11 protein-coding genes are annotated in these 12,339 nt (G+C 71.0%); 5 read left to right on the forward strand and 6 right to left on the reverse strand.

The features are described from left to right. Window positions 1-198 precede the first annotated feature (198 nt). Both ADK67_RS02085 and ADK67_RS02090 read left to right on the forward strand, forming a co-directional pair. Window positions 199-1,497 carry a UDP-glucose dehydrogenase family protein gene (locus ADK67_RS02085; RefSeq protein WP_053714600.1) on the forward strand — a complete coding sequence of 433 codons (1,299 nt, stop codon included), beginning with the start codon at window positions 199-201 and terminating at the stop codon, window positions 1,495-1,497. Between the two features lie 85 nt (window positions 1,498-1,582). Next, on the forward strand, window positions 1,583-3,379 hold the full coding sequence (locus ADK67_RS02090; protein WP_053714601.1) for a gamma-glutamyltransferase family protein: 1,797 nt from the start codon (window positions 1,583-1,585) through the stop codon (window positions 3,377-3,379). 179 nt (window positions 3,380-3,558) lie between these two features. Here ADK67_RS02090 and ADK67_RS02095 read toward each other — a convergent pair whose 3' ends face one another. Continuing rightward, on the reverse strand, window positions 3,559-3,828 hold the full coding sequence (locus ADK67_RS02095) for a hypothetical protein (RefSeq protein WP_053714602.1): 270 nt from the start codon (window positions 3,826-3,828) through the stop codon (window positions 3,559-3,561). A gap of 162 nt (window positions 3,829-3,990) precedes the next feature. On the opposite strand from ADK67_RS02095, the gene ADK67_RS02100 reads away from it, so the two are divergent. Both ADK67_RS02100 and ADK67_RS02105 read left to right on the forward strand, forming a co-directional pair. Then, complete coding sequence (locus tag ADK67_RS02100; protein WP_053714603.1) at window positions 3,991-4,893, forward strand: sensor histidine kinase; 903 nt, start codon at window positions 3,991-3,993, stop codon at window positions 4,891-4,893. Beyond that, on the forward strand, window positions 4,790-5,449 hold the full coding sequence (locus tag ADK67_RS02105; protein ID WP_053714604.1) for a response regulator transcription factor: 660 nt from the start codon (window positions 4,790-4,792) through the stop codon (window positions 5,447-5,449). The genes ADK67_RS02100 and ADK67_RS02105 overlap by 104 nt, the downstream gene beginning before the upstream one ends. A 143-nt stretch (window positions 5,450-5,592) precedes the next feature. Here ADK67_RS02105 and ADK67_RS02110 read toward each other — a convergent pair whose 3' ends face one another. Then, on the reverse strand, window positions 5,593-5,967 hold the full coding sequence (locus ADK67_RS02110; RefSeq protein WP_053714605.1) for a hypothetical protein: 375 nt from the start codon (window positions 5,965-5,967) through the stop codon (window positions 5,593-5,595). A 363-nt stretch (window positions 5,968-6,330) separates the two neighbouring features. Here ADK67_RS02110 and ADK67_RS02115 point away from each other — a divergent pair, with 363 nt between their 5' ends. After that, window positions 6,331-7,608: an alginate O-acetyltransferase AlgX-related protein gene (locus ADK67_RS02115; RefSeq protein ID WP_063797476.1), complete on the forward strand. Its 1,278-nt coding sequence runs from the start codon at window positions 6,331-6,333 to the stop codon at window positions 7,606-7,608. Here ADK67_RS02115 and ADK67_RS02120 read toward each other — a convergent pair. From ADK67_RS02120 to ADK67_RS02135, 4 genes are read right to left on the reverse strand one after another with little or no spacing between them, the layout of a single operon-like run. Next, window positions 7,605-9,512, reverse strand: a complete 1,908-nt coding sequence (locus tag ADK67_RS02120) for an acyltransferase family protein (protein ID WP_053714607.1) — start codon at window positions 9,510-9,512, stop codon at window positions 7,605-7,607. The two genes, ADK67_RS02115 and ADK67_RS02120, sit on opposite strands and share 4 nt — an antisense overlap. A 47-nt stretch (window positions 9,513-9,559) precedes the next feature. Then, a complete protein-coding gene (locus tag ADK67_RS02125; RefSeq protein WP_053714608.1) occupies window positions 9,560-10,675 on the reverse strand; it encodes an acyltransferase family protein in 1,116 nt (371 codons plus the stop codon). Beyond that, a complete protein-coding gene (locus tag ADK67_RS02130) occupies window positions 10,672-11,637 on the reverse strand; it encodes a hypothetical protein (protein WP_157619846.1) in 966 nt (321 codons plus the stop codon). The genes ADK67_RS02125 and ADK67_RS02130 overlap by 4 nt, the downstream gene beginning before the upstream one ends. Next, window positions 11,630-12,286, reverse strand: coding sequence for a hypothetical protein (locus tag ADK67_RS02135; protein ID WP_053714610.1), 657 nt, complete (start codon window positions 12,284-12,286; stop codon window positions 11,630-11,632). The genes ADK67_RS02130 and ADK67_RS02135 overlap by 8 nt, the downstream gene beginning before the upstream one ends. Window positions 12,287-12,339: the final 53 nt, after the last annotated feature.

The following is a 12,339-nucleotide window of genomic DNA, read 5'->3' on the forward strand; positions in this document are numbered from 1 at the left end:
CGGCCGCCAGCACCGCCAGCCCCACGAAGAGCAGGGAGAAGAGGACGAGTTCCATACCCAAGACCTTGCCTTCAGCCAGGCGAAACCGCGTCCGCCGCGAGGGGTGTTTCCCCGTACACCCAGGGGACTACCCACATCACTCTCCGCATACGCCTGGTGTTTGACCCACGGTCAACTTCAGGTGTCACCGTCACAACCATGTTCGTCCGACGGATCGCGGTCGTGGGAACGGGTTACGTGGGCCTGACGACGGGGGCGTGCCTGGCCTCCCTCGGACATCGGGTCGTGTGCGCCGACGTGGACGCGCTCAAGGTCGCGCGGCTGCGCGCCGGGCAGGTCGACATCCTCGAACCGGACCTCGCCGACCTGGTCGCGGCCGGCCAGTCCGCGGGACGGCTCGCGTTCGTGGAAGGCGCGCGGCACGCCATGGCCGACGCCGAGGTGGTGTTCCTGTGCCTGCCGACGCCCATGGGCGCGGGCGGCGCGGCCGACCTCAGCGCGGTCGAGGCGGTGGCTCAAGAGATCCGCGACGTCCTCCCTTACGGCGCGGTCGTGGTGTGCAAGTCCACCGTTCCGGTCGGGACGTCGACCAGGGTCGCCGCCCTGCTCGGCCGGGAGGACGTCGCCGTCGTCTCCAACCCCGAGTTCCTGCGCGAGGGCAGCGCCGTGCGCGACTTCCTGCACCCCGACCGGATCGTGGTCGGCTCGGACTCGCCGCAGGCCGCCGAACGCGTCGGCGCGCTGTTCACCAAGCTGGGCGCGCCCACCGTGCTCATGGACGCGGCCAGCGCCGAGATGGTCAAGTACGCGGCCAACTGCTTTCTGGCGATGAAGCTGTCCTACGTCAACGCGGTCGCCGAGCTGTGCGAACTCGTCGGCGCGGACGTCACCTCCGTCACCGAGGGCATGGGCTACGACAAGCGCATCGGCCAGTCGTTCCTCAAGCCGGGGCCCGGCTGGGGCGGGTCGTGCCTGCCCAAGGACACGCACGCCATGGTGCGCATCGCCGATGCCGTCGGCGTCGACTTCTCGCTGGTCAAGGCCACGATCGAGACGAACGCGCGGCAGCAGCGGCGGGTGGTGGAGAAGCTCCGGGGCGCCGTCGGGTCGCTTGCCGGCGCGCGCATCGGGGTGCTGGGGCTGGCGTTCAAGGCGGGCACCAACGACCTGCGCGACTCGCCCGCGCTGGCGGTGGCGGAGCTGCTCGCGTTCGAAGGCGCGGAGCTGGTCGCCCACGACCCGGAGATCAGCAGGCCGTTGGTGGGCATGACCGTGGTCGACTCGCCGTACGCGGCGGTGCGCGACGCGGACGCGGTCGTGCTGCTGACCGAGTGGCCGGAGTTCCGGGCGCTGGACTGGGCGCTGGTGGCGTCGCTGATGGCCGGGTCGACGGTGCTGGACACGCGCAACCACCTCGACGCGGACGCGTTGGCGCGGGCCGGGCTGGTGCTGCACGGGCTGGGGCGTGAGCTGCGGGTGCCCGACCAGGCGATGTGAGCGCGGTTCGGGTTCAGCGGATCTTCAGGACACGGTCTCGTTAGCAGGGGTAACAAAACGGGACGGGCCGACGTAGGTTGTTGAAATGTTCACCACGCGTCCTGAACTCGTCGGCACGCACGGAATGGTCGCGTCCACGCACTGGCTCGCCTCCAGCGCGGGCATGGCCGTCCTGGAGGACGGCGGCAACGCCTTCGACGCCGCGGTCGCGGTCGGCTTCGTGCTGCAAGTGGTGGAACCGCACCTCAACGGGCCCGGCGGCGAGGTGCCGGTGGTCTTCGCCGCCGCCGGCGAGGCCGCGCCCCGCGTGCTGTGCGGCCAGGGCGTGGCGCCCGCCGGTGCGACGATCTCGCACTACACGGGCCTCGGCCTCGACCTCGTGCCGGGCAGCGGGCTGCTGGCGGCCACCGTGCCGGGCGCGTGGGACGGCTGGCTGACCCTGCTGCGCGACTACGGGACCAAGCCGCTGCGCGACGTGCTGGGGTACGCGATCGGGTACGCGCGGGACGGGTTCCCGCTGCTGGAGCGGGCGGCGTTCACCATCTCGACGGTCGCCGACCTGTTCCGGGACCACTGGACGTCGTCGGCGGCGCTGTGGCTGCCCGGCGGGAAGCCGCCGGAGGCGGGCGCGCGGTTCCGCAACCCGAAGCTCGCGGACACGTGGGAGTGGCTGCTGGCCGCCGGCGAGGCCGCCGGGTCCGACCGGGAGGCGCAGATCGAGGCGGCCCGGCGGGCGTGGTCGCAGGGGTTCGTGGCCGCGCAGGTGGACGAGTTCTCCCGGATCGCGCACCGCGACGACTCCGGGGCCGACCACGCCGGTGTGCTGACCGGTGAGGACATGGCGTCGTGGGAGGCGTCGTACGAGGACGCCGTGTCCGCGGACTTCGGGTCGTGGAGCGTCGTGAAGCCGGGGGCGTGGACCCAGGGGCCCGTGCTGCTGCAGCAGTTGCTGCTGCTGGAGGGCTTCGCGGACCGGCTGTCCTATGTGGACGGCGTGCCGTCGGCGGAGACCGTGCACCTGGCGGTGGAGTGCGCGAAGCTGGCGTTCGCCGACCGTGAGGCCTGGTACGGGGATCACGACGACGTGCCGCTGGACGTACTGCTGTCGAGGGAGTACGCGGACCTGCGCCGGCGACTCGTCGCCGATCACGCTTCACTCGATCTGCGACCCGGTTCACCTGGTCCGGTGGAAGCACGCCTTCCCGGGCACGTTGTGCGCGGTCCGCGCGTTGCGAGCCGGAACGACGGTGGCGGCGCGCTCGGCGAACCCACCGTGTCGAGCGTGGGCACGGTCAAGGGCGACACGGTCCACGTGGACGTGGTCGACCGCTGGGGGAACATCGTGTCGGCCACCCCGTCCGGCGGCTGGCTGCAGTCCTCGCCGACCATCCCGTCGCTCGGGTTCTGCCTCGGCAGCCGGGCGCAGATGTTCTGGCTGGACGAGGGCCTGCCGAACTCCCTGGCACCCGGCAAGCGCCCCCGGATCACCCTGTCCCCGACCCTCGCCCTGCACGACGGCCTGCCCGCGATGGCGTTCGGCACCCCCGGCGGCGACCAGCAGGACCAGTGGCAGCTGGGGTTCTGGCTCGCGCACACCGCGGGCGGGATGAACCTGCAGGAGGCCATCGACTCGCCGATGTGGCACACCAACGCGTTCCCGAGCTCGTTCTACCCGCGGTCGTGGACGCCCGGCGAGGTCGTCGTCGAGTCGCGGATCGGCGACGGCGCGATGGCGGAGCTGCGGGAACGCGGCCACGCCGTGGTCGACGCCGGCCCGTGGGCGTTGGGCCGGATGTCGGCGGTGGCCAGGGACTCGCGCGACGGCCTGCTGCGCGCCGCCGCCAACCCGCGCGGCGCCCAGGGCTACGCCGTCGGCCGCTGAACCGGCGGCCTCGGCCGAGTCGGCGCGCGAGGCCGTTGGGCTGTCCCGGTTTGTTGCGTTTGCGAGCTTTGCCGCGTTCGTGCGAGTCGTGTTCGTGTGGTTGGAACGGCCCCGGCCCGAGGGGGAGGGGGCCGGGACCGTTCCGGCTTGAGGTGGGCGTGCTGCCCGGGGTCGGCGCGTCAGCGGCCGAGGCCGATCTTCACGTCCAGCGGCCCGTCGGTGGTGCCGTCGCCCAGGACCAGGGGGCCGGTGACGATCGGGCCGGCCGGGTTCGAGAGGTCGACGCGGACCAGGTCGCCGAGGTTCGCGACCTGGCCCAGTTCGCCGTCGACGTCGGGCCGCGTGTGCGCGCCGAGGTCGACGGCCTGCGCGGTGCCGCCCAGGCCGAGCATGACGGCCGTGCTGCCGAGGGTGACCGCGGCGCCGGCGATGGTCTTCCTGAGGTTCATGGGCGGGAAAGTTTCGCGATCCGGGGGTCCGGATCAAGCTCGCTAACCCTGCAGAGTGGATTACTTCACCCGGTCCGGGGTGGATGTACGACCGCTGACGTACGCGCGTGAGCCGCTCGGGACACGACGCCGACGCGCGCCGACCTCCCGTACCGTCGTCCCATGGCGTGGCTGGCGTGGGTCTGGTTCGCGGCGACGTTCGCGCCGCTGATCTGGCGCAAGCGCTTCCCCGTCGCCGTCATCGCGGTCACCGGGGCGTCCACGTGGCTCTACTACCTCACCGGGCACTGGGGTCCGCTGATCGCCGCACCCGCCATCGCCGTGCTCTCCCTGCGCCGCACCCGTGTCCTCGAACAGCGGAGCCGCCAGGTGGAAGAAGAACGGTTGCGGATCGCGCGCGAGGTGCACGACGTCGTCGCGCACAGCCTCGCCATGATCAACGTGCAGGCCGGGGTCGCCGCGCACGTCGCCGACCGCCGCCCCGAAGAGGCGGTCAAGGCGCTCAAGGCGATCAAGGCCGCCAGCGGTCACGCGTTGGACGACCTCCGCGCGACCCTCGGCGTGCTGCGCACCGGCGAGGGCACCACACCGGCGCCCAGCCTCGACCGGCTCGACGAGCTGGTCAGACCGGTGCCGGTCGCCAAGGTCGTCGGCACGCCCGGCACGCTGCCCGCCCCCGTCGACGCCGCCGCGTACCGGGTGGTGCAGGAGGCGTTGACCAACGCGATGCGGTACGCGCCGGACGCGTCCGAGATCGTCATCTCGTTCGAGCACACCGAGGACGCCTTGGTCCTCACCGTCACCGACGACGGCACGGCACGAGGCGACCAAGCGCCGCAGGGCGCGGGCTCCGGTATCCGCGGCATGCGGGAACGGGTCGAAGCGCTCGGCGGCACGCTGGACGCGGGACCATCGGCCGGGGGCTTCACCGTCAGAGCGGTCCTACCGTGGGAGGTTCGTGGTGATCAGGGTGGTGCTGGCCGACGACCAGGCGTTGGTGCGCGCGGGTTTCCGCCTGCTGCTCGACACCGAGGACGGGTTCGAGGTCGTCGGCGAGGCCGGTGACGGCGCGGCGGCGGTCCGCCAGGCGCACGAGCACCGGCCGGACGTCGTGGTGATGGACATCCGGATGCCCGGCACCGACGGCCTGGCCGCCACGCGGCAGATCTGCGCCGAGCTGCCGGACGTGAAGGTGCTGGTGCTGACGACCTTCAACGTGGACGAGTACGTGTTCGAGGCGTTGCGGAGCGGCGCGTCGGGGTTCCTGCTCAAGGACACCGACCCGGTCGAGCTGCTGCACGCGCTCACGGTGGTTGCGGAGGGTGAGGCACTACTCGCACCGAGTGTCACCCGGAAGTTGATCGAGGAGTTCGCGAACCGACCGGAGCACCGCCGTCCCGACCCGAAGGCGTTGCGCGAGCTGACCGCGCGGGAGCGGGAGATCCTGGCGCTCGTCGCGGCCGGCATGTCGAACGAGGAGATCGCCGAGCACCTCGTGATCAGTCCGGCGACATCGCGCACGCACGTCAGTCGGGTGATGACCAAACTGGGTGCGCGGGACCGCGCACAACTCGTCGTGCTCGCCTACGAATCAGGTTTGGTGTCACCGCGCCGAGGGTGAATATTCATTGTTGGGAACGCACTGGGTGCACATAGACCGCCTCCGAAACTTCTGCGTAAAACGGCCGGAAAATCACAGACAGTAACCGAAACGCCGATACCCGCCGCATTGTGTGTGCGGCGGGTGACGTTAACGGAAGATGTCTAGGCGATAGCGCCGGGCGGCAGGTTCAGCTTGAACGGCAGCGTGGTCACGACCGCGAGGTCGGACGCCGTCCTCTTCATCAGCGTCGGCGCGTTGCGCGAGCCGGGCTCGGGCAGGTCGAGCAGCCGGTCCACGGCCTCGACCAGCGGTCCCTCGTAAATCCAGACGGCCTGGGCGGCGCGCTGGCTGTCCCGGACGGCCGGGAGTCTGCCCGCGCGGGCCTCCGTCTCGGACCAGAACAGGATCGAGTCGATGAACCCTCTGCGCTGCTTGAACGCCATGATGCGGTCGAGCTGTCCGTCCTCGTCCCGGAGGTGGAGGAACTGGAACCCGCTTTCGCGCAGCTCGATGACCTTACTCAGTGCGAGATCCATGACGCACCTACCTCTGTTCTGAGGTCCCCTAGCAGGCACAGGTCGTACGACCCGAAATGATCGTACGGCAAGTGGACAAGCCGCCATAGGGACTAGGCCGGCGGGGCGGTCTCAATACGGGTTCGCCCACCATCGGATTTCGATACGGATCGCAGGACCCGAACGGTTCGCACTAAAAACGCCAGTGCTCCCAAAGTGACCAGGATCACAGTGGGCCACATACGATCCTCCGCTGCATCGAGTGTCCTGTCACTCGAAGAGACGTCTGCCATGGCCGCTGGGTTGCACGCGCGACAGTTCTTGAATCCCCACCTTGCGGTGAACCACGAACAGGTGACGCGCCCGCCGGCTACGCTGTCCGACGTGAGCATCGACCCGCCCAAGAGCCTCCCGGCGGTGCCCGAGTCGCTGCTCCCCCGCGAGCACGCCCTCTACCGCCCGCGGCACAGCAGCCGCCAGCGCACCGCGCTCACCCTCGCCATCCTCTTCTTCTGCGGGCCCGCCCTGCTGCTGATCGTCGGCGTGCGCCCGGCTGAGTTCGAGAACCGCAAGCTCGCCGAGTTCCCGTCGATCACCGACGGCTGGGGCTTCTTCACCGGGCTCAACGCGTGGGCGAGCGACCACGTGCCGCTGCGCGACAAGGCCGTGGCCGTCGCGAACGGCATCAGCCGCGGCGTCTTCGGCGAGGCGCCGAAGCTCGACCGGCGGCAGGACGTCGTCGGCCCGGTGCCGACGCCGCCGAAGGACCCGTCCGCCGACCTGCCCGACCCGACGGCGTTCGTCGACGTGATCGAGGGCAAGGACGACTGGCTGTTCCTGGGCGCGGACGTCGAGGGCGCGTGCGACCCGCTGATGCCGGTCACCGAGGTGCACGCCCGGCTGGCCCGCCTGCGTGCCGCGGTCGAGTCGTCGGGGCGACGGTTCCTGCTGGTCGTCGCGCCGAACAAGAGCACGATGGTGCCCGACTACCTGCCGTCGAAGTTCTACGGCAAGGACTGCTTCACCAAGGCCCGGGACGAGTTCTGGAAGGGCATCGGCAAGACCGGCGCGCTCGACCTGCGGTCGCGGATCGAGGAGACCGCCAAGCTCACCAACCGCATGCCCTACCCGAAGTACGACAGCCACTGGACCCACGAGGGCAGCCTCGTGATGGCGCGCGTCATCACCGACACCGTCAAGCCGGGCACGTCGAAGGGCTGGAAGGTCGAGCCGACGAGGGTGGTCGACCGCGAGGGCGACCTGCCGCCGCTGTTGGGCCGGACCGCGACGGACCCGATCCAGTCGTACGACCTCGCACCCGACGGCAACACGGTGCGCAGCCACGAGATCACCCCCGACCCCAAGCCGCAGCGGTTCACGCAGCCGCCGGCGAAGGGCGTGGCGACCGCCAAGGTGGGGCTGCTCGGCGACTCGTTCGCCTACTACGCGGCGCAGTACCTGGTGGCGTGCTTCACCGATCTGACGATGGTGCACGTGGAACGCCTCACCAACGACGCGCGTGAGGCCGCACGGGCCCTCGCGGACAGCGACGTCGTGGTGTTGGAAGCCGCCGAGCGGCTCCTCGTCAGCGGATTGGACCCGGTGCTCGAACCGCCGGTCATCGACATCATCGCCGAGGAGATGGCGAAGCACCCGCGCTAGTCGTGGCGGCCGTTCTCCTTGGCGTGGTTGGCGAGCAGTGACGCCACCGTCACGGCCGGGCCGCTGTCGTCGCGCAGCCGCCTGCGTCTGGGCGGCTCGTCGGCCTCGGGCTCCTCGGACGGCCAGACCGCCGGGGGCAGGTGCTGGGTCGCGGTCACGTCCTCGACCGGCCGGGGTGCGGTGGTCGGACGCGGGGCCGGTGGGCGGGGCGGGGGTTGCGCCGGTGTGCGCTGGGCCGGCGTGCCGCGCGGGGGTGTGCCGGGGATCGGCGTGCCGTTGACGGGCGTGCCCCTCGGCGGGGTGGCCGGTCTGCCGTTGATCGGCGTGCCGCCGGGTGGGGTGCCCGGAGCCGACGTGCCGTTGGCCGGCACGCCCCGCGGTTGGGCGCCGTTGACGGGCGTGCCGTTGACGGGGGTGCCGCGCGGTGGGGTGCCGGGGACTGGCGTGCCGTTGACCGGCACACCTCTCGGCGGCGTGCCCGGAGCGACCCGTGGTGGGGTGCCGTTGACCGGTGCCCCGTTGACCGGCGTGCCTCGGGGTGGCGTGCGCGGAGGTGGGGTGCGCTGGGGTGGCGGCGTGCGCTGGGGCGGTGGCGTGCGCAGGCGGACCGGCCGGATCACCACGGTCGGCTGCTCGCGCACGGGCTCCGGTTCGTCCGGTTCCTCGGACTCCTCCGGCCACTCGGCGTCCTCGGCGTCGACGTCCTCGAACTCGTCCTCGAACTCGTCGAGTTCCTCGTCCTCGAACTCCGCCTCGTCCGCAACCTCCGGCTCCGGCTCCGGTTTGGGCGTGGGCTTGCCGGACAGCTTCCGGGCGAGCATGTGGCTCGGCTTCTCCACGAACCGGTAGCTCAGCTCGACCACGCCGAACGTCAGGGCCACCGCGAGCGGGATCGCCAACCACAGCGGCACGGTCGGCCGCATCAGGTCCAGCGTCACGAACGCCACGAGCCCGTGCAGCAGGTAGATCGAGTAGCTGCGCTCCGAGAGCGCGATCCAGATCTTGCGCTCCTTGAGCCGCGGCTCCGCGAAGTACCCGGCCAGGAAGAACAGCAGCGCGAACGCGAGCGCGAGGTTGTACGAGGTGTCGAGCCGGCCGAGCTTCAGGGACTCGGCGAGCACGTACAGCGACCACGCGATGCCGACGTACACCCCGCCGAGCCACAGCGGGACGCGCTTGCTCGTGGTCGCCCAGATGATCTGGCCGATGATCGGGATGGGCAGGTACGACACGTTCACCGCGAACAGCGCCCACGACGCGCCGAACTCGCGGGCGCTCATCATCACCACGAACACGAACGTCAGCTGCACGCCGATGGCGAGCCACGTCCAGCGCCGCATCACCGGCAGCAGCAGCACGAGCAGGAGGTAGAAGATGACCTCGACGACGAGCGTCCACGCGACGCCGACCATCACCACCTGCGGCACGATCAGATAGTTGATCACCAGCGAGTTGGTGAGGACGGTCCACCAGGTGATCGACGGCTCTTCCGCGCCGATCAGCGTCTGCGCGCCGAGCAGGATCACGGCGGCGGTCAGCAGCACCACGAACGTCATCGGGATGTAGACGCGGACCAGCCGGTTGAGGCCGAACCGCCGCTGGCCCTGGCGCAACGCGATCGGCGTCACCACGAACCCGCTGACCAGGAAGAAGAACGGCACCGCGATCTGGCCGATGCCCTGCAACCCCATGTGCATCGGGTCGCTGGTGAGCGCGTCGATGAAGTCGATGCCCGGCGTCGGGCCCACTTCCCGCTTGGCGACCCACTGCTCGGCGATGTGGCTGTAGAAGACGAGCAGCGCGGCCAGCCCGCGTCCGATGTCGATGAACGCGATGCGAACCTTCGGCGGTGCCGTCTGACCGTCCAGGGGTCCGCCCCTTCCCAGTCGCCGCCGCCTCCCCACCGCCCAGCATGGTAACGGAAGGCTCTCGATCAGACGGCGGATCGTGACTATCCCGGGCGGCCGGTAACGCTGCCCCGCCGTTCCCAGCGGCGGATCGCCCGATCGGCGGGCATCTCGACCCAGCGGTGCAGCGCCTCGGACGCCAGGTACGTGACGGCGAGCCCGATCAGGACCACCAGGTTCTCGTCCAGGTGGGGCATCAGGGTGTCGAAGACCGGGTAGATGGCGCACACGTGCACCAGATAGATCGCGTAGGTGCGCTTGGCCCACGCCTTGACGAACGCCGAGCGGCTGACGCGGTCCTGCGCCTTCATCAGCAGCACCACCACGAGCACCGCCAGCAGCACGGTGCGGGGCACGCCGTCGCCCTGGAACGTGAGGCCGAGCTTGTCCGCCCAGACCAGCAGCAGGAAGTGGACCGAGCCGATCGCCACGCCTGCCACCGGGTGGACCTTCCCGGAGTGCACGAGAGAGATCAGCTGCCCCATGCACAGGATCGGGATGTAGGTGGCGAACCCGGTGAAGTGCGCGCCGAAGAACTCGTTGTGCGGCGCGGCGAGCAGCGTCAGGCACGACAGGGCGGCGATCACGAGCGGCGGCACCCACGCCCACGTGCGCAGCAACGGGATGGAGAGCGCCACCAGCACGTAGAAGACGATCTGCACGCGCAACGTCCACGTGATGGCGAGCAGCGCGACGTCCGGTTCCGCGAAGCTGTTGCCCAGCACCATGCCGAGCAGCAGCTTGTCCACGCCGAGCGGGCCTTCCCAGACCCGCGAGATCCGCAGCCCGAAGTTGATCAGGCACCAGCCGAGGAAGGTCACCACGAACAGCAGCGGCGCGAGGCGGGTGACGCGGCGGCGGAGGAACTGGCCGGGTGTCTCGCGGTTGGTCACATGGGTGACGACGACACCGCTGACCACGAAGAAGAACGCGACGCCGACGAACGAGATCCACGGGTGCAGGTGCAGCGTGTCCGCGCTGACCCACTTGGTCCACGTCCAGGCCCACCACTCCTCGGTGACGCCGGCGAACCAGGCGAGGACGTGGGTGAAGACGACCGCGCACGAGGCGATCACCCGCAGCAGGTCGAGGCCGTGCAGGTAGCCGTCGCGCTTGGCCGGTGCGGTCTTGGGCGGCTGTCGTACTTCGGTTGTGCTCATGCGAGGCGCTTTCGGCAGCGGTGCAGCAGCTCGGCGGCGAGGCACGTGCACGTCAACGAGATCGGGATGGCCAACGCGGGCGTGACCACGAGGTGCTGGACGCCGAGCACGGCGTACCCGACGACCGGGATCGACACGAACAGCGGCAGCGCCCGGCTGTCCAGCCAGCGCACCACCCGCGTCGCGGCGATCGACGCGCCCCTCGGCAACGCGATCAGGAACAGCAGCAGCGCGTAGCCGGCGGCCAGCGGGCGCCAGAACGCGGCGGACTCGGGGAACACCCGTTCCGCCAGCACCAATAGCGCGAGGCACAGCAGGCCCAGCACCAGCGCGTGCCACCGGAACAGCAGCTCGGTGCGGAACAGCCACGCGATCTGGCCGAGCGTCGCCAGCGGCACGAGCGCCGCCGTCAGGCCGATCACGCGCAGCGCGTCGTGCTCACCGGTCGAGGTCGCCCACCCGCCCGCGAGCACGAGCAGGCACACGACCTCCAGCTGTACGAACACGGCCAGGCCGGGGAACCGGTGGTGCAGCGGCAGCAGCACCAGCAGGAGCAGCGCGAACAACGCCACCGCGCCGACCGGCGTGGTGATCGCCGGGTCCACCAACGGCTCCGCGCCGACGGCGAGCAGCAGCGCGCCGACGGCCGCGGCGAGGACGAGGGCGGGTAGTCCCCTCCGGGCCAGTCGCGTCGCGAACGGCAGCCGGCCCGTGCCGGCCGCGCGGGCGGCGCCGGAGATGGTGAACCCGGCGACCATCAGCAGCAGCGCCACACCGAGGAACCCGAAGTCCTCGCCGACGCCGGTCGGCCGGTTGACCCAGTTGCGGACCACCAGCACCAGGTCGGACGAGTGGCCGTGCCGGTCGAGCCAGAGCCCCACGAGGTAGCTGTAGGCGATCAGGCACACGGCGGCGGCCGTCACCACGCTCACCCCCGCGACCGGGGTCCTCCGCTCATCCATCGGCGGGCAGCGCCTTGAGCTGCTTGCCCAGCAGGGCGCCGAAGTCGGCCAGGTGCTCGACCGCGCGCGCGTTGAACTCGACCCGCGTGACCAGGTCGCCGTGCACGTAGTGCGCCCGTGCGGTCGCCTTGGCGTTCGGCTCGGCGTCGGCGTCGGGCACGACCTCCACGACCCGGTTGACGCCGTCCGCGCCGGGCCTGCGGGCGAGGCCGAACGAGAGCTGCAGCTGGTCGAGCTCGTCGGCGGCGCGCAGTGCGGCCTCCCGGTCGGCCATCCGGATCACCGCGACCAGGACGCGGCCCTCGGGGAGCTTGGCCGACACGGTCATCCGCGACGCGCCCGCGCCTCCCCTGGTGAAGACGTCCACCTCGGCCGGGTTCAGGAAGTTCAACGACTCGACGTCCTTGAAGGCCAGCACGTGGTCGTAGTACTCGGTGCCCGAGTCGAAGTCGGCCAGCGCGAGCCGCGGCGCGGCCTGGCGGCCTTCCTCGCCGACCAGCGGGACGTTGCGCGCGTTGTCCGGCAGCGCCGGCGTGCCGAACAGCGCCCAGGCGCCGACGACGCCGACGACGCCGCCGACGAGCAACGCGATGACCGACAAAATGCCGGCGGGAGAGGAGGTGCGCGACGGCGTCCGGCGGTCGGACACGACACCTCCCCCTATCAGACGCGGCTCCCACCGGTGGTGGGAGCCGCGTCGAT

Source organism: Saccharothrix sp. NRRL B-16348 (genome assembly GCF_001280085.1).
Taxonomy (GTDB): Bacteria; Actinomycetota; Actinomycetes; order Mycobacteriales; family Pseudonocardiaceae; genus Actinosynnema.

Excerpts from the sequence above, each read along its gene's own strand:
- ADK67_RS02085 (WP_053714600.1), top strand. The coding sequence starts at position 199 with ATGTTCGTCCGACGGATCGCGGTCGTGGGAACGGGTTACGTGGGCCTG.
- ADK67_RS02090 (WP_053714601.1), top strand. The coding sequence starts at position 1,583 with ATGTTCACCACGCGTCCTGAACTCGTCGGCACGCACGGAATGGTCGCG.
- ADK67_RS02095 (WP_053714602.1), bottom strand. The coding sequence starts at position 3,828 with ATGAACCTCAGGAAGACCATCGCCGGCGCCGCGGTCACCCTCGGCAGC.
- ADK67_RS02100 (WP_053714603.1), top strand. The coding sequence starts at position 3,991 with ATGGCGTGGCTGGCGTGGGTCTGGTTCGCGGCGACGTTCGCGCCGCTG.
- ADK67_RS02110 (WP_053714605.1), bottom strand. The coding sequence starts at position 5,967 with ATGGATCTCGCACTGAGTAAGGTCATCGAGCTGCGCGAAAGCGGGTTC.
- ADK67_RS02125 (WP_053714608.1), bottom strand. The coding sequence starts at position 10,675 with ATGAGCACAACCGAAGTACGACAGCCGCCCAAGACCGCACCGGCCAAG.
- ADK67_RS02130 (WP_157619846.1), bottom strand. The coding sequence starts at position 11,637 with ATGGATGAGCGGAGGACCCCGGTCGCGGGGGTGAGCGTGGTGACGGCC.